This is a genomic window from Salegentibacter agarivorans, assembly GCF_900113135.1.
In the GTDB taxonomy this organism is placed as follows: Bacteria; Bacteroidota; Bacteroidia; order Flavobacteriales; family Flavobacteriaceae; genus Salegentibacter; species Salegentibacter agarivorans.
Window position 1 is genome coordinate 25622 of record NZ_FOOH01000019.1, and the last position, 15833, is coordinate 41454.

Consider the following 15833-nt stretch of genomic DNA (forward strand, 5'->3'; position numbering starts at 1 on the left):
AGGAAAGATTATAAGATCCTGACTTAATTACCACTTTGAGATTGAAAATGTAATAGATGAAATTATACTTAAAATATATCGCTTATCTCTGTGCTGCATTTTTTTTGCTGCAGGCCTGTAATGTGAAAAAATTTGTGCCCGAAGACGAATTACTCTACACGGGCGCCAAAATTACCATGGAGAGTGATACCAGTATTAAAAGACGCGCCCGTTTAAAAGCAGAATTAGAATCGGTTTTAAGACCTGAACCCAATAGTTCATTTCTGGGAATGCAACCGGGGCTTTATTTTCATTATAAAGCTCAACGTGAAAAGCCGGGTTTTATCAATAAATTTTTAAACAAACAAATAGGGGAAGAGCCGGTTTACGCCAGTGATGTAGATCCTCTTAGAACAGAAGATTTGTTGAAAAACAGGCTGGAGAACAGAGGCTTTTTCTACAGTACAGTAGTTTCTACCGAGAACAGGAAAGAGAAGAAAAAAGAAATGGATGTAGCTTATAATATTGAGGTACCTACGCCATACTTACTGGAGAATTATAAGTTAGACTCAGATTCACTCAAGATTTTTAAGGAAATTGGGAACAATTTAGAAAATTCTCCAATAGAAAAAGGAATGCGATTTGACCTTGCAGCTTTAAAATTGGAAAGAGAGAGAATTGATGCCAATTTAAAGTCTAAAGGCTATTATAATTTCAATCCAGGGTTTTTAATTTTTGAAGCAGATACCAATCAATATGAACATAAGAATTTTGATCTCTTTTTAAGATTGAAAAAGGATGTTCCTACCGAAAGTATTATTCCTTATAAATTAAAAAGTGTTAATATTTATCCCAAGTATGAAGTAGGAACCGATAGTACTACCGCAAAAACCCGCTATGCTGAAAAGAACTTTTTTCAAAAAGAAATATTTTTTAAACCTAAACATTTAGATCCTTACATTTTACTGGAAGAAGGGCAGTATTATAACCCTGAAAATTCCCGAAATACCGCCAGGAGGCTAGGAGATATCGGCGCTTACAAATTCGTAAATATAAATTATACCGAAATTGATAGCCTCTCTACCGATAGTTTGGGAGTGCTGGAAACCAATATTTATCTTTCTCCATTAAATAAACGCTCCTTGCGTGCAGAAATCCAGGCGGTAACAAAATCTAACGGCTTTACCGGCCCTAGTTTAGCTTTGGGATATACTAACAGGAATCTTTTTAAGGGCGGAGAAATTCTAAATGTTACCGGAGATTTTGGTTATGAAGTACAAACCGGCGGAGGCACGCAGGCAGGATTAAACAGTATACAATTAGGTTTACAGGGAGATCTTATTTTCCCCAGGTTATTATTTCCCATAAATTTTGATAAAAACTGGTTTTCATATTCCATCCCCAAAACAAAGACCAGTTTAGGTTTTGATTACCTTACCCGAAGTAAACTGTTTAGCCTTGGTTCAGTTTCTGCGCGGTTTGGTTATCTCTGGAATGCAAATAGGTTTGTGACCCACGAGTTTTATCCTATTTCCTTAAATTATGTCAACCTGGGGAATACTACCCAGGAATTTCAGAATATTTTGGACGACAACCCATTCTTAGAACGAAGTTTTAACCAGGAATTTATTGCCGGTTTAACCTACTCTTTTCTTTATAACGGACTTATAGACGGGAATAGCAGGCACCAATTCTTTATAAATTCTACTTTAGATGTGGCTGGAAATTTAATTGATGCCATAAGCGGGCACGGGGAAGAAAATCCGCAAACCTTTTTAAATCTTGAATATGCCCAATACGCCAAGGCCGATATTGATTTGCGATATCATTTAAAAACAGGATCAGATTCTAAAATAGCTACCAGGCTGTTTGCCGGCTATGGGTTGCCTTATGGAAATTCTGATGTTTTACCATTCACAAAACAGTATTTTGCCGGTGGACCGTATAGCGTAAGAGCTTTTAATACCCGATCTTTAGGTCCCGGAACGTATACACCGCCAGATGAAGAAGGTGCATTTTTTGACCAGGCTGGTAATATTAGGCTGGAAGCTAACCTGGAATATCGTTTTCCGCTTTTTCCATACTTGTACGGTGCCGTTTTTGCCGATGCCGGTAATGTTTGGAATACTGGAGAAAACAGCACGCTGGTAGGAGGTGAATTCAGTAAAGATTTTATGAATGAGCTGGGCATTGGTACCGGCTTTGGTTTAAGGGTAGATATTCAAAGTTTTGTGATTCGGGTAGATCTGGCAGCTCCTTTACATGATCCTTCCTTACGGGAAGGCGAGCGCTGGGAATTTGATTATGCAAATCCGGTCTTGAATTTCGCTATAGGTTATCCTTTCTAAGAATGTTGATAATGCATAAAGAAATTTTAAAACACGTAACTTCAAAAATTAATCTTTCAAAAGATGAACAACGAGAATTTACTGGTGTTCTATCAGAAAAACGTATTTCAAAAAAAGAATTTCTATTTAAACCGGGGCAGGCTGTAGACTATGAATATTATGTGGTTCAGGGGTGTTTAAAGGCCTTTTATTTAGATGAAAATGGAAATAAGCATATTATTCAGTTTGCAGTAGAAGACTGGTGGATAAGCGATTTTGAAGCTTTCTTCGGAAATTATCCCGCCCAGTTATATGTTGAAGCTATAGAAGATTCGGTTCTCCTGGGAATTCATCGCGATACTCTTGAAACTTTATATAAGCGAATTCCTAAATTTGAACGTTTTTTCAGAATTAAAACTACTAATGCTTTTGTGGCACTTAGAAGTAGAATTCTTTCCTCCCTTCAAAAAAATAACAAAGAGCGCTACCTGGAATTCTGCCAAACCTATCCCCAAATTGAAAAGCGCGTTCCCAATTACCATATTGCGAACTATCTTGGTATAAAACCAGAAAGCCTAAGCAGGCTGCGAAAAGAGCTGTCTTAGCTTAACATTTTTTAACAGGCCCTGCTAACATACATCAAGTAGTTTCTTTCCTTTTTCATATAATTTAGCTTTTAAAAATTGCTAAGAAAAAGATTGATTAATACAACCAAAAAAAGCTATGAGTAAAGAACAACATTTATTAAAATCATATAATTTAAACGGATTAGAACTTCCTAATAGAGTAGTAATGGCTCCAATGACGCGAAGTAGGGCTGATAATCCTGAAAATACGCCTATTGAAGGTCTACACGATGTTTATTACACCCAAAGAGCTTCTGCCGGACTTATTATTACCGAAGGTTCCCAGGTTTCTAAAGAAGCTGTGGGGTATGTAAATACACCTGGAATTTACAGCAAAGAGCAAATTGCAGGCTGGAAAATGGTAAATAAAAAAGTGCACGAAGCTAAAGGCAGAATGTTTATTCAGCTTTGGCACGTGGGTAGAATGTCTCATCCCGATTTTCATAACGGGGATTTACCTTTATCGGCTTCAGCAATAAATCCTGAAGCGCAATCTTATACACCGGAAGGTTTTAAAGATACCGTGACGCCAAAAGAAATGACCATTGAAGATATTAAAAGAACGATCCAGGATTTTAAAAATGCGGCTAAAAATGCAATGGAGGCCGATTTTGATGGAGTTGAAATTCATTCTTCAAATGGATATTTATTTCACCAGTTTTTTAATGGAACTTCTAATAAAAGAAATGATGAATATGGCGGAAGCATAGAAAATCGTGCAAAGATCTTGTTTGAAACCATAGATGCGATTAAGGAGGTAATGCCAGAGCAAAAAATTGGTTTAAGATTAAACCCGTCCCTGAACGGTATTTTTGGAATGACGATGGATGAGGAAACCATCCCAACTTTCGATTATATTATCAAGAAATTGAACGATTACGATCTTGCTTACCTGCATTTGTCAGAGCCTTTTAACGATGTTTCAGATGTTCCTTATGCGGTAACTGAAATCGCTAAGAGATACCGGCCAATGTATAATGGTACTTTAATGATTAACGCAGGCTTTGATCAAGAATCTGGAAATAAAGTAATTGAAGAAGGAAATGCCGATTTGGTAGCCTTTGGAAAACCTTATATTTCCAATCCCGATTTAGTAGAGCGTTTTGCTGAAAATATTCCGCTTTCAGACTGGGACACCGATACTTTCTATGTGCCCGGTGAAAAAGGTTATATAGATTACGAAGCTAAAGCCAGAAAACAGGAAGCTTAAAAGATCCTGTTTAATTGTAATTAGAAGAGGTTGTTTGTTAAGTTTTAAGCCGTCACCCTGAACTGGTTTCAGGGTCTAACATGTTTAAAATCATGAACATATTAGATGCTGAAACGAGTTCAGCATGACGCTAAAAGATTAATTCCAAACAACCTCTTTTTTATTTTAAAACGAAATCACATTTTTACCAATAGATTTCCCAGATTCCTGTAAACTATGAACTTCTTTAAAAGTTTCGGAATTTAATCCTGAAAAAGTTTTATTTAATGTGGTTTCAATAGTTTTTTCTTCTAAAAGTTTAGAAACTCTCTCCAGTATTTCGTGCTGTTTGTGCATATCTGGAGTTTGAAATTTAGCCCGGGTAAACATCAATTCCCAGTGAAAAGCCACACTTTTACCCTTAAGTTTATTTAAATCTACTTTATCTTTTGTTTCAACAATAGAGCAAATTTCTCCCTGTGGTTTTATGAGTTCGGCCATTGCGTCCCAGTGCAATTCGGTATCAGAAAAGTTGAGGATATAATCTACGTTTTCATAACCTTTAGCTTTCATTTCTTCTACTAAATTCTTGTGATTTACAATCACATCGGCGCCCATATTTCTACACCATGCTTCGGTTTCATTCCTGGATGCAGTGGCAATTACATTAAATTTGGTAAGTTTCTTTAAAAGCTGAATTCCAATGGAACCAACTCCGCCGGCACCGCCAATAACAAGAATATCCCGGTTTTCCCCTGAATTTTCTTCAATTTTTAAACGCTCAAAAATACATTCCCAGGCTGTGAGAGCGGTTAGGGGTAAAGCGGCTGCTTCTTCAAAAGAAAGGTTTTTAGGTTTATGGCCTGCAATATTTTCGTTTACTAACTGTAATTCGGCATTGCAACCCGGCTGGTCAATTTCCCCGGCATAAAAAACTTCATCGCCCTGTTTGAATTTAGTAACTTTATTTCCAACCCGTTCTACAATTCCGGCAGCATCCCAACCTAAAATTTTGGGTGTATCTAACTCTTTGTTTTTTGCGGCATTTTGCCTCACTTTAAAATCTACAGGATTTACAGAAACGGCTTTAATACGCACCAATAGATCTGAATCTCCCGGCTTGGGTTCTTCAGTATTAAATTCAATAAAACTATCTGAATGATCTATAGGAAGCGATTTTTTTATTCCAACGGCTTTCATAATTTATTTTTTAAGAATTAGCATATTAATATTTGAATTTAAGAAATAAACAAGTCAGCGCCCAGCACTTAAAAAAATAATAAGAACGGAATATTATTAATGCTGAAGTTTGCCGCCATAGCAAAGATCTCCGGCATCTCCAAGGCCTGGGACAATATACCCGCGATCGTTTAATTCTTTATCTATGGTTGCTATCCAGAGTTTGGTATCTGCAGGAAATTCTTCAGCTACGTGGGCAATGCCTTCTTCGGCACCAATTACTGCTACTAAATGAATTTCTTTGGGTTTACCCATATGTTCCAGGGCTTTCATCACATTAACAAAAGAACGGCCGGTAGCCAGCATTGGGTCGGCAAGAATTAGGGTTTTTCCTTCCAGGGAAGGCGAGGCAAGGTATTCTACTACAATTTCAAAATTCTCATCGTTGGTTGGATGATGGCGATATGCTGAAATAAAAGAATTTTCAGCATCATCAAAATAATTTAATAAACCATTGTGTAAAGGAAGTCCGGCGCGTAAAATAGAACAAAGCGCAACCTGGGTTTCAGGTAATTGCACTTCAGCATTTCCCAGTGGCGTATTTATATTTTTTGAAGTAAATTTTAGTGTTTTACTTAGTTCGTAGCCTAAAATCTCACCTAAACGCTCAATATTTCTGCGAAAACGCATTCTATCTTTCTGAATTTCAGTATCTCTGAGTTGTGCTACAAATTTTCCGGCTATAGAATTTTCTTCTAAGAGATGATTTATTTGCATGGTAGTTTTTAAATTTTTGAACTTTCCTGGTGAGTAAAGATAAGTAATTGTTTTTCGAATGGCCTGAGCGAGACAGCTACATTTCAGGTTTATCTTAAAAGATTTTTCTGTATGCTAATTTGGCTGTATTTTTGATATAATTAGCTTAAAGAATTCATTTTATGAAGTTTATCTATACATCCTTGTTTTTTTGCTTCACCTTTATAAGCTACGGGCAAATAGATCTTCCTGCTACCAATAATACCGGAGGAATTCTAAAAGCTGAGCCTGAAACAAAATCTTCTGGTTTTCCTATTCTTAGGGCCGAAGAATCTAACGAAGAAAGCAAATACCTGCGAGAAAAACCTAAAACAATAGACTTTAGAGAAAAACCTAATAATTTAAAAACCGCTGGAGATGCAGTAAAGGAGAAGTGGACAGCAGATAAAGAAGCTTTAAATAAATATAAGGAAGACCAGTATTTAGGCGACTTTAAAACTACCGGTAAATTTGTGGAGCTGTATTGCCGCGACCATCAATTTGTAGATGGTGACCAGGTAAATATTTATGTAAATGGTAATTTTGTAAAACGTGTAGTGCTGGGAAGTGGGTATCACCCGGTTTTGGTTACATTAGAAAGCGGATTTAATAATATTGAATTTGAAGCGATAAACCAGGGATCTTCCGGTCCTAATACCGCGCAGTTAAAAGTTTTGGAAGAAAACGGAAACCTGGTTGCTTCTAAAGAATGGAACCTTTTAACCGGCGCCAAAGCGAGCTTAATTGTGGTTAAAGAATAAAATTTAACCAGATTTCTTTTTTCAACCGATTCATTACCAATTATTCTAATTTTTAAAATTCATTTAATAACTTTATAAGAAATCCCAATCTTATGAAGCGTATATTAATTGCAATAGATTATCATCCTGTTTCAGAAAAAGTGGCTGAAGCCGGTTACAAACTCGCCAAACAATTAGATGCCCGGGTTTGTTTACTTCACGTAATGGCCAATGTAAGTTACTACGGAATTGATTATCCTACGTTTATGGGATATTCAGGCTATGATGAAATGGCTGTAAATTTAGATATAGCCCTGGAAATGCGGGAGGTTGTAGAAGATTTTCTGGAAACTGCAGCAAAACACCTTAACGATGAAAATGTAGAAACGCATTTAGCCGAAGGCGATGCCGCCACCGCTATTCTAGAATATTCTAAAACCTGGAATGCCGATTTGGTGGTAATGGGCACGCATAGCCATTCGGTTTTTGAAAAACTTTTAATGGGAACAGTTGCTTCAAGCGTATTAGAAAAAACTGAAGTTCCGGTTTTTATGGTGCCAATTAAGAAGGATTGATAAGAAATCAAAATTCCAATAATAAAAAAGTCTTCTACTACAGAAGACTTTTTTATTACCCAAAATTAAATTTATAATTACGGGTAGCAGATAATACGTCTTCCAATTCTTTTTGAAGCTCTTTTCCTTTATCTAAATTATACCAATTTTGTATCTCAGTTTTTATGATCTCAAAAGAAGCTCTCTCCTGGAGTAGTTCAGCATACATTTTTTGACAATTTTCAGGACGTGGTCCCCAGGTTGCTAAATCTTTACCTTGTTGATTTTGAATTACTAATTTAGGAATTGATTGTGTACCATTGGTGAGATACTGCTCAATCCTGTAAGGTGCTGCATCTCTTAATTCATAAGAAACCGTTATTAGCGGATTCTCACTTGCTATCATTTCTATAAAAGGAATATTGTGAGCTGCGTCGCCACACCAGGGCTCGGTAATAATAATCCAGTGTTGCGGTTGATCTATCTTTTTGACAATCTCGACAATATCATGTGATAATTTTCCTGTTTTGAACCACCGGTTCATACGTGACCAGTTTAGCTTTGTATAATTCAGGTAATCGGGATTATCATAAGGCGGTTGGTGTTCCGTCGCAGGTTTAAGCAGGATATTTTTGAAGTATGAGCTATATTCTTGATAATTCATTGAAATTAATTTTATCGCGATTTTTATTAATTCAAATCTACAGAATAGGAAATAAAAAAACCGTAAAGACTTAAAATTAAGTTTTACGGTTTTACAAAGTGATCGCGCCAGGATTCGAACCTGGGACCGCCTGCTTAGAAGGCAGGTGCTCTATCCAGCTGAGCTACGCGACCGTTTTTGCGGTTGCAAATATAAGCCTCTTTCCAAATAAAACAAGCTTTTTTTATTTAAAAATTTATTTTTTTCATCAACTTGATTTTAAGGGAATTTTAATCTGTTTTTAACTTAATTTTTAAATTGAAAGTTTTTCTCAATTATATCCTTAATTTTGCCTCGGTAAATTTTTTAAAAAATTCCTTTGATAACATTGAAATATTTTTTGCTCCAAAATTCAACGCCTGTTAACCAGATATTTAGGTTTAGTAAATTTACCTCAATTCTTAATAAAGCCTGTTAATTGTTTATGGAGTTTCAATTCACCATTATTGTTCCGGTTTATAACGAGATTGAAAGTTTACCCAGGCTTTTTGATTTTTTGCAGAATTACGTTAAATCGGCTTCACTCAAATCCTGTGTTTTACTGGTAGACGATGGCTCTGGTGACGGCAGTGCTTCGGCTATAGAAAAATTCTGTTTAGATCACGAGGATTTTAATTGTTTGTTATTCGACAAAAATTATGGGAAAGGCGCAGCATTAAAAGCCGCTTTCGATCATACTAAAACGCCATTGCTTGGTTACCTGGATGCCGATCTACAAACGCATCCCGAAGATTTTGAATTACTTCTGCCATATATTAAAGATTTTGGTTTGGTTACCGGCTGGCGTAAAAATAGAAAAGATACCCTTGTAAAACGTATTTCTTCCAAAACCGGAAATGCCGTACGCATATTTTTTACGCACGATAATATTCACGATACCGGCTGCCCGCTTAAGATAATGCATACCGAATACGCCAAGAAAATCCCTATGTTTAAAGGTTTACAGCGTTTTTTACCGGCTATGATATTATTGCAGCAAAAGGAGATAAAAGAGGTGGTTATTAATCATTATCCAAGAATTGAAGGCGAATCTAAATACAATTTCAAAAATAGGTTTTTGGGGCCTTTGGTAGATTGTTTTGCTTATGTTTGGATTAAAAAATCGTATATAGATTATAGCATAAAAGCGAAACATGGATAATTCGCTGCTTATTTATGTAATTGGCTTTACCGCGCAAATCCTTTTTTCGTCAAGGATGATTATGCAATGGATACTTTCTGAAAAACAAAAGAAAGTGCTTACCCCAATTCTTTTTTGGGAATTAAGTTTACTGGCTTCTTTTTTACTTTTTATTTACGGCTATTTTAGAGATGACTTTGCGATTATGTTGGGCCAAACGCTAACGTATTTTATTTATATAAGAAACTTACATTTCCAGGGGCAATGGAAAAAGCTTCCCTATTTAATACGATTTATAATCCTGGTTTTCCCTGCTATTGTGGTTATTTACAGCTTTTTTAATAACGAATATAACCTTCAGAAATTATTTCTGAATGAAGCAATCCCATTTTGGTTGCTTTTGTTAGGAATTTTTGCCCAGGTAGTTTTTACCTTAAGATTTTTATACCAGTGGATATATTCTGAAAAACAGAAGAAATCCTGTTTACCGCTTGGATTTTGGTGGTTAAGCCTGGTAGGTTCTTCGTTAATTTTAATTTATGCAGTCTTTAGAAAAGATCCCGTTTTGCTTATTGGGCATTTGTTTGGCGCCATAATGTATATTAGAAATATTATAATTCACCATAATGAAATTAGAGAATAAATATCTTCTGCTACTCATTTTTGCAGCAATAGCCGTGTTTTTTATAAACCTGGATGCAATTTATATCAACATTATGGAGGCGCGTAATTTTATTACCGCTCGCGAAATGCTGAATGATAATAACTGGATATTCACCACGATGAATGCTGAGCCGCGTTATGAAAAACCACCTTTACCAACCTGGCTAACCGCAATTTCAATGTCGGTTTTTGGGATGGAAGGACTTTTTGGCTTGCGACTTCCTTCAGCAATTATGGGATTAATTTTAGTAGTTTTTATCTACAAATTACTACTCAAAATTACCAAAAATATAGAATTGTCTTTTGTGGCCGGTTTAATTGCTACTACCTCATTTTATATTGTTTTCTCCAGTAGGGACGGGCAGTGGGATATTTATACCCATAGTTTTATGATGCTGGCTATCTTTTGGCTGTATAAACTCTATAATTCCACTAAAAACTGGTATTTGTATGCTTTAGTTAGCGGATTGTTTATTGGTTGTTCTATTCTTAGTAAGGGCCCGGTTTCACTTTATGCATTATTTCTTCCGTTTTTAATTGCTTACGGAATTATTTACAAATTTGATGGCACAAAGGCACGGTGGAAGGCCCTGGCTCTTTTAATTTTGGTGGCATTAATTTCTGGCGGTTGGTGGAACCTCTATGTTTATTTATTTGATACTCGTGCAGTTGCCGAAATTACCAGCCAGGAGACGGGGAGATGGTTAAATTACAACGTAAGGCCGTTTTATTATTACTGGAGCTTTTTTATTCAAAGTGGTTTATGGACCATTCCATCTTTTGTGGCCTTGTTTTATCCTTATTTAAAAGATAGGGTTAGCAATAAAAAAGCTTATAAATTCACGCTTCTCTGGACGCTGGCTTCAGTTTTTTTGCTTTCAGTAATTCCAGAGAAAAAATCCCGCTATCTGTTGCCGGTTCTTATTCCTATGGCAATGAATACCTCATTTTATATTGAATTTCTTTTTAATCATTTTAAAAGCTTAAAGACAAAAGAAGCGGCGGTGATTTATTTTCATTTTGGAATTTTCGCCATTGTAGGCTGTGTTTTTCCCATTGCTGCATATTTCTATTTTGAATCTTTTCTGCAGGATATTTTGATTTGGTATATCTTGAGTTCAATTTTCTTATTTATCATCGGGGTTTTAATGTTTAGGTTTTTAATACTGAAAAAAATAAAACCACTTTTTTATTTAAGCATATTCTTCCTGGTAAGTATTGTATGGTTTGGTTTGCCAATAGCCAATAAAATTAATGTAAACAAAGATTATAATAGCATTGTAAATATTAAGAGGCATCTCAAAGAATATAATGCACCTGTTTATGAAATTAATGATTTTGCGCCAGAAATGATTTGGGAATATGGAAAACCAATTCCGGTTTTAAATAAGAATGGTGAGATTAAAATCCCTTCAGAAGATAAATTTTTGATTTTATCTGATGGGAAATATAATCTTGATAGTTTACAGACCATTTTTAGAAACTATAGCACGATTAAAATTGATAGCGTAGATATGAATCCTGTGAGCAGCAAACACAAACAACGGTTGTACAGGGATTTATTCCTCGTTGAAAAAGAAAATTAAAAATAAAAATCAGCCGTATTTTTAGAGAAGCCTAAAACTTTTCAATTCTTGTTAAAATGAGACGCTACCAATTTTTTAACATGCTAATATTTGATTATATTGGAGCGCTTTTAAAACTAACCAAATAATGCTTGACTATCCAATAAAATTTTTCCCCATTTTGAAAGAAAAAATATGGGGTGGAGAAAAACTAAAAACAATTCTAAATAAAGAAACCAACCGGGACGACCTGGGCGAAAGCTGGGAAATATCTGGTGTAGAAGGAGCTATATCTGTAGTTTCTAATGGTGAACTTAAAGGGTTTTCCCTAAAGGACCTTTTAAAGGAATACAAAGAAGAAATTGTAGGTAAGAAAATCTATAAAGAATTCGATGCCGATTTTCCTTTGCTTATAAAATTTATAGACGCCAATACAGAACTTTCTGTACAATTACATCCTAACGATGAGCTTGCGCAGCAACGCCATAATTCTTTCGGAAAAACCGAAATGTGGTATATTATGCAGGCCGATGAAGGTGCAAAAATCAACATTGGTTTTAAAGAAAGTGTTTCTAAAGAAGACTATATTACCCGTTTAGAAGAAGGAAAAATTGTTGAATTACTCAATTTTGAAGAAGTAAAAAAAGGCGATAGTTTCTTTATAAATACCGGAAAAGTACACGCGATAGGAGCAGGGGTGCTTTTAGCTGAAATTCAGCAAACCTCAGATGTTACTTATAGAATTTACGATTGGGACCGAACCGATGATGAAGGAAATTCCCGGGAACTGCATACCGCATTAGCCATTGATGCGATAGATTTTGAAAAGAAAGACGATTTTAAGCTGAACTACGAAAAAACAAAAAACAAATCTTCTGAAGTTGCCAGTTGCCAGTATTTCACTACAAATTACTTAGCTGTAGATGGAGAAATTACCAAAGATTATAGCAATTTAGATTCGTTTGTAATCTATATGTGTGTTAACGGAAATGGAGAAGTTTCAGTAAATGGAAATTCTGAAAAAATCGCCCAGGGAGAAACTTTATTAATCCCGGCCTCGAATAAAGAAGTTAAGCTTTCAGCTGAAAATTGTGAACTTTTAGAGGTTTATATTAAATAAAAAATAGGCTGTCTAAATCGCGTTTTACAATCGTCATCCTGAACTGGTTTCAGGACCTATGTTGTTAGAAGTTGAAATAAGTTTTGCCTGACGGAAATATGCGTTTTAAACAGCCTATTTTAACCTTATTTATTTTTTAAAATTTCTTCTATTTTTTCCAATTCAATTTTATTGAATTCAAGGTTTTCAATGGCTTTAATATTATCTTCTAATTGAGAAACCTTACTCGCACCCACCAAAACGGAAGTGACGCGTTTATCTTTTAATAACCAGGCCACGGCCATTTGGGCTAAACTTTGATTCCTGGATTGGGCAATTTCGTTTAGTGCCTGCACTTTTTTTACCACTTCAGGTGTAATTTGCGACTCATCTAAATAACTGCCCTGGGTTGCCGCTCTACTGTCTTTTGGAATTCCGTTTAAATATTTATCGGTTAAAATTCCCTGTTCCAATGGAGAAAAAACGATGCTGCCAATCCCTTCGTGTTCAAGTGTATTTAATAAACCATTTTCAACCCAGCGATCCATCATATTATATCGAGGTTGATGGATTAGGAAAGGTGTTTTCTGCGCTCTAAGAATTTCAGCTGCCCTGGCAGTATCTTTAGATGAATATTGGGAAATACCCACGTAAAGTGCTTTTCCCTGTCTTACAACCTGATCTAAAGCACCCATAGTTTCTTCTAAAGGTGTATCAGGATCTGGGCGGTGGTGATAGAAGATATCTACATAATCCAGTCCCATTCTTTGTAACGACTGATCTAAACTGGCAATAAGGTATTTCCTGGACCCAAAATTACCATAAGGTCCCGGCCACATATCCCAACCGGCTTTGGTAGAAATAAGCAATTCATCACGGTATTGCTTAAAATCTTCGGCAAAAATCTTCCCGAAATTTTTCTCAGCCGAACCATAAGGTGGCCCATAATTATTGGCAAGATCAAAATGGGTAATACCATTATTAAATGCTGCTCTTAAAATGTTTCTTGCATTTTCAAAATCATCATTATCTCCGAAATTATGCCATAAACCCAGCGAGAGTAGGGGAAGTTTAATTCCGCTTTTTCCGCAGCGGCGGTATTGCATCTTTTCGTATCGATTCTCGTTAGCTATATATTTACTCATTGAAATTAATTTTAGTTCTAAATCTTAGGTAATTCCCAACTATTATGGTAATTCGCTTTTAACAGATTATTCGCCTCATCATCATCGAAACTTTCATTTTCTGAATCCCAGTACAATTTTTTTCCTGTTTTGTATGCAATATTTCCCATATGGGCATTAATAGCCGCGATGCTTCCTGGTTCAATACCACAATTAAGTTTTGAACAATCATTGGTAGTTATGGCTTCAACAAAATTAGCCGCATGTTTTTCCAGCGCATTTCCTTCAGGTTTTTGCAATGCTATTTCTTCCACTTTCGGAACAAATTTTCCATCAATATTATCTCCTTCAGGAATTATCTCCCAGCCGTCTCTATTTACTACCAGCGTACCGTTATTTCCTATAAAAGCAATGCCTTCATTTCTACCATAATTTCCACCGTCAATTCCAACGGCGTGTTCCCATAGTAAATTGAAATTCTCAAACTCATATACTGTTTGAAGCGTATCGGGAGTTTCAGCGGCATCATTGGGGTAAGCAAGTTTTCCGCCAGAAGCTAAAACAGATTTTGGTGCTTTAGCATTCATTGCATAGAGTGCAATATCAATTTCATGCACACCCCAATCGGTCATAAGTCCGCCGGCATAATCCCAAAACCAACGAAAAGTAAAATGGAACCGATTTTCGTTAAAAGGTCTTTCAGGCGCAGGACCCAACCACATTTTATAATCTACACCCGGTGGAGGAGTGCTGTCAGGTTTATGTGGAAGCCTGTCTTTCCAGCCTATATAAGCCCAACATTTCACCAAGCGAATATTCCCAAGTTTTCCCGATTTTACATAATTTATAGCATCGTCATAATGTGTCCCGCTGCGTTGCCATTGGCCTACCTGTACAATTTTATTATACTTTTTGGCGGCCTTAAGCATGGTGTTACATTCTTCAATACTATTGGCAAGCGGTTTTTCCACATAAACGTGCTTCCCGGCTTGCAGAGCGTGAACCAAATTCAAACAATGCCAATGGTCTGGTGTACCAATTATTACCGCATCAATATCTTTGTTTTCCAGCATTTGACGGTAATCTTTGTACTGTTTTGGTGCTTTACCGGTTATATCCTTTACATTTTTAGTCCTTTCATCTAAAACACGCTGGTCTATATCTGCCAGGGCCACGCAGGTTAGATTGGGTAATTTAAGGTGAGCCTGCATATTAGACCATCCCATTCCTTTACAACCAATTAATCCAAAATTAATTTTGTCTTTTGTACCAAAACTCTGATAACCTGAAAATGGATTGGCCAATAAGGACCCTGATAAACCTAAACCGGCAGTAGCCAGAGTAGTTTGCTGCAAAAATTTTCTTCTTGAATTCTTCATTTTGTAACAGATTAATTCAATTCCCTAACCCAGATATTTCTGAAACTCACTGGATTTCCATGATCTTGCAAATGAATAGGAAGTTTTTCGTCGTGTTTAGTATAATTAGGTATGCCAATATATTCGGTTGGGCCACTTAATTCGTAATTGTTTTGAACCAACACCCCGTTATGAAACACGGTAAGTTTTGCCGGACTTAATAACAGGCCATTTTCATTAAATCTGGGCGCAGTAAAAATAATATCGTAAGTATTCCATTCTCCGGGTGCTTTTGTTGCATTTACAAGTGGAGGGGATTGCTTATAAATACTGGCGGCCTGGCCGTTGGTATAGGTTTCATTTTCATAAGAATCCAGAATCTGTACTTCATATTTTTCCATAATAATTACTCCGCTATTTCCACGGCCCTGTCCGTCACCTTTAACTTCTGAAGGCGAACGCCATTCTACATGTAATTGCATATCTCCAAAATTCTCTTTTGTTTTTATGCCGCCGGTTCCCGGTTTTACGGTTAACACATCTCCTTCTATATTCCAGGTGGGTTCGGAGCCATCTTTTTCGTTTACAAAAGCTGAGAGATCTGAACCGTCAAACAATATTATTGCATCAGAAGGTGCGGTGGTAGTAGATTCTCCGGCTTGAATTTTAGGCGGCACCGGTTCGTAAAACTCGGTGGCTTCAGGTGGTAAATCGATGTTTTTTTCCTGGGCAAAAGCAGGGAATGAAGCAATTATAAAAGTACCTGCCAATAAACTTAATTTTAAAGATATTCTCATTTTGAAATTTTTAGT

15 protein-coding genes and 1 tRNA gene are annotated in these 15833 nt (G+C 36.2%); 9 read left to right on the top strand and 7 right to left on the bottom strand.

From position 1 onward, the window contains the following. Positions 1-56: 56 nt before the first annotated feature. The 3 genes from tamL to BM084_RS13580 all read left to right on the top strand — a co-directional run bounded on the left by tamL (position 57) and on the right by BM084_RS13580 (position 4142). Entirely contained in the window at positions 57-2327 is a 2271-nt protein-coding gene (gene tamL / locus BM084_RS13570; protein WP_093305491.1) for a translocation and assembly module lipoprotein TamL, read from the top strand. A gap of 11 nt (positions 2328-2338) precedes the next feature. Beyond that, positions 2339-2911, top strand: coding sequence for a Crp/Fnr family transcriptional regulator (locus BM084_RS13575; RefSeq protein ID WP_075327972.1), 573 nt, complete (start codon positions 2339-2341; stop codon positions 2909-2911). Positions 2912-3029: 118 nt separating this feature from the next. Next, entirely contained in the window at positions 3030-4142 is a 1113-nt protein-coding gene (locus tag BM084_RS13580; protein ID WP_093305493.1) for an alkene reductase, read from the top strand. Positions 4143-4307: 165 nt separating this feature from the next. Here the strand turns inward: BM084_RS13580 and BM084_RS13585 are convergent, their stop codons facing one another. Both BM084_RS13585 and upp read right to left on the bottom strand, forming a co-directional pair. Continuing rightward, positions 4308-5321: a zinc-binding alcohol dehydrogenase family protein gene (locus BM084_RS13585; protein ID WP_075326946.1), complete on the bottom strand. Its 1014-nt coding sequence runs from the start codon at positions 5319-5321 to the stop codon at positions 4308-4310. A gap of 96 nt (positions 5322-5417) precedes the next feature. After that, entirely contained in the window at positions 5418-6077 is a 660-nt protein-coding gene (gene upp, locus BM084_RS13590) for a uracil phosphoribosyltransferase (RefSeq protein WP_075326945.1), read from the bottom strand. A gap of 161 nt (positions 6078-6238) precedes the next feature. Between upp and BM084_RS13595 the strand changes: the two genes are divergently transcribed. Next, a complete protein-coding gene (locus BM084_RS13595; protein ID WP_075326944.1) occupies positions 6239-6856 on the top strand; it encodes a hypothetical protein in 618 nt (205 codons plus the stop codon). A 92-nt stretch (positions 6857-6948) separates the two neighbouring features. Continuing rightward, positions 6949-7410, top strand: coding sequence for a universal stress protein (locus BM084_RS13600; protein WP_075326943.1), 462 nt, complete (start codon positions 6949-6951; stop codon positions 7408-7410). A 55-nt stretch (positions 7411-7465) separates the two neighbouring features. Here the strand turns inward: BM084_RS13600 and BM084_RS13605 are convergent, their stop codons facing one another. Both BM084_RS13605 and BM084_RS13610 read right to left on the bottom strand, forming a co-directional pair. Continuing rightward, the gene (locus BM084_RS13605; RefSeq protein ID WP_075326942.1) at positions 7466-8053 is read right to left on the bottom strand and encodes a thioredoxin family protein; all 588 of its coding nucleotides are present in this window, start codon (positions 8051-8053) and stop codon (positions 7466-7468) included. A 99-nt stretch (positions 8054-8152) separates the two neighbouring features. Next, positions 8153-8226: transfer RNA gene (locus BM084_RS13610), tRNA-Arg, on the bottom strand. A 290-nt stretch (positions 8227-8516) separates the two neighbouring features. On the opposite strand from BM084_RS13610, the gene BM084_RS13615 reads away from it, so the two are divergent. From BM084_RS13615 to BM084_RS13630, 4 genes are all read left to right on the top strand, one after another. After that, complete coding sequence (locus BM084_RS13615; protein WP_075326941.1) at positions 8517-9233, top strand: glycosyltransferase family 2 protein; 717 nt, start codon at positions 8517-8519, stop codon at positions 9231-9233. Continuing rightward, complete coding sequence (locus tag BM084_RS13620) at positions 9226-9855, top strand: lipid-A-disaccharide synthase N-terminal domain-containing protein (protein ID WP_075326940.1); 630 nt, start codon at positions 9226-9228, stop codon at positions 9853-9855. The genes BM084_RS13615 and BM084_RS13620 overlap by 8 nt, the downstream gene beginning before the upstream one ends. After that, on the top strand, positions 9839-11461 hold the full coding sequence (locus tag BM084_RS13625) for an ArnT family glycosyltransferase (protein WP_075326939.1): 1623 nt from the start codon (positions 9839-9841) through the stop codon (positions 11459-11461). The genes BM084_RS13620 and BM084_RS13625 overlap by 17 nt, the downstream gene beginning before the upstream one ends. A gap of 127 nt (positions 11462-11588) precedes the next feature. Continuing rightward, positions 11589-12560, top strand: a complete 972-nt coding sequence (locus BM084_RS13630; protein ID WP_075326938.1) for a type I phosphomannose isomerase catalytic subunit — start codon at positions 11589-11591, stop codon at positions 12558-12560. Positions 12561-12685: 125 nt separating this feature from the next. Here the strand turns inward: BM084_RS13630 and mgrA are convergent, their stop codons facing one another. From mgrA to BM084_RS13645, 3 genes are read right to left on the bottom strand one after another with little or no spacing between them, the layout of a single operon-like run. Further along, positions 12686-13684 carry an L-glyceraldehyde 3-phosphate reductase gene (gene mgrA / locus BM084_RS13635; protein ID WP_075326937.1) on the bottom strand — a complete coding sequence of 333 codons (999 nt, stop codon included), beginning with the start codon at positions 13682-13684 and terminating at the stop codon, positions 12686-12688. 17 nt (positions 13685-13701) lie between these two features. After that, positions 13702-15042 (bottom strand): Gfo/Idh/MocA family protein, encoded by a 1341-nt coding sequence (locus BM084_RS13640; protein ID WP_093305496.1) that lies wholly within the window; start codon positions 15040-15042, stop codon positions 13702-13704. Between the two features lie 11 nt (positions 15043-15053). Then, positions 15054-15818, bottom strand: a complete 765-nt coding sequence (locus BM084_RS13645; RefSeq protein WP_075326935.1) for a 3-keto-disaccharide hydrolase — start codon at positions 15816-15818, stop codon at positions 15054-15056. Positions 15819-15833 lie beyond the last annotated feature (15 nt).

Excerpts from the sequence above, each read along its gene's own strand:
- BM084_RS13595 (WP_075326944.1), top strand. The coding sequence starts at position 6,239 with ATGAAGTTTATCTATACATCCTTGTTTTTTTGCTTCACCTTTATAAGC.
- BM084_RS13575 (WP_075327972.1), top strand. The coding sequence starts at position 2,339 with ATGCATAAAGAAATTTTAAAACACGTAACTTCAAAAATTAATCTTTCA.
- BM084_RS13580 (WP_093305493.1), top strand. The coding sequence starts at position 3,030 with ATGAGTAAAGAACAACATTTATTAAAATCATATAATTTAAACGGATTA.
- BM084_RS13615 (WP_075326941.1), top strand. The coding sequence starts at position 8,517 with ATGGAGTTTCAATTCACCATTATTGTTCCGGTTTATAACGAGATTGAA.
- BM084_RS13625 (WP_075326939.1), top strand. The coding sequence starts at position 9,839 with ATGAAATTAGAGAATAAATATCTTCTGCTACTCATTTTTGCAGCAATA.
- BM084_RS13640 (WP_093305496.1), bottom strand. The coding sequence starts at position 15,042 with ATGAAGAATTCAAGAAGAAAATTTTTGCAGCAAACTACTCTGGCTACT.
- BM084_RS13630 (WP_075326938.1), top strand. The coding sequence starts at position 11,589 with ATGCTTGACTATCCAATAAAATTTTTCCCCATTTTGAAAGAAAAAATA.
- upp (WP_075326945.1), bottom strand. The coding sequence starts at position 6,077 with ATGCAAATAAATCATCTCTTAGAAGAAAATTCTATAGCCGGAAAATTT.
- mgrA (WP_075326937.1), bottom strand. The coding sequence starts at position 13,684 with ATGAGTAAATATATAGCTAACGAGAATCGATACGAAAAGATGCAATAC.
- tamL (WP_093305491.1), top strand. The coding sequence starts at position 57 with ATGAAATTATACTTAAAATATATCGCTTATCTCTGTGCTGCATTTTTT.
- BM084_RS13645 (WP_075326935.1), bottom strand. The coding sequence starts at position 15,818 with ATGAGAATATCTTTAAAATTAAGTTTATTGGCAGGTACTTTTATAATT.
- BM084_RS13585 (WP_075326946.1), bottom strand. The coding sequence starts at position 5,321 with ATGAAAGCCGTTGGAATAAAAAAATCGCTTCCTATAGATCATTCAGAT.
- BM084_RS13600 (WP_075326943.1), top strand. The coding sequence starts at position 6,949 with ATGAAGCGTATATTAATTGCAATAGATTATCATCCTGTTTCAGAAAAA.
- BM084_RS13605 (WP_075326942.1), bottom strand. The coding sequence starts at position 8,053 with ATGAATTATCAAGAATATAGCTCATACTTCAAAAATATCCTGCTTAAA.
- BM084_RS13620 (WP_075326940.1), top strand. The coding sequence starts at position 9,226 with ATGGATAATTCGCTGCTTATTTATGTAATTGGCTTTACCGCGCAAATC.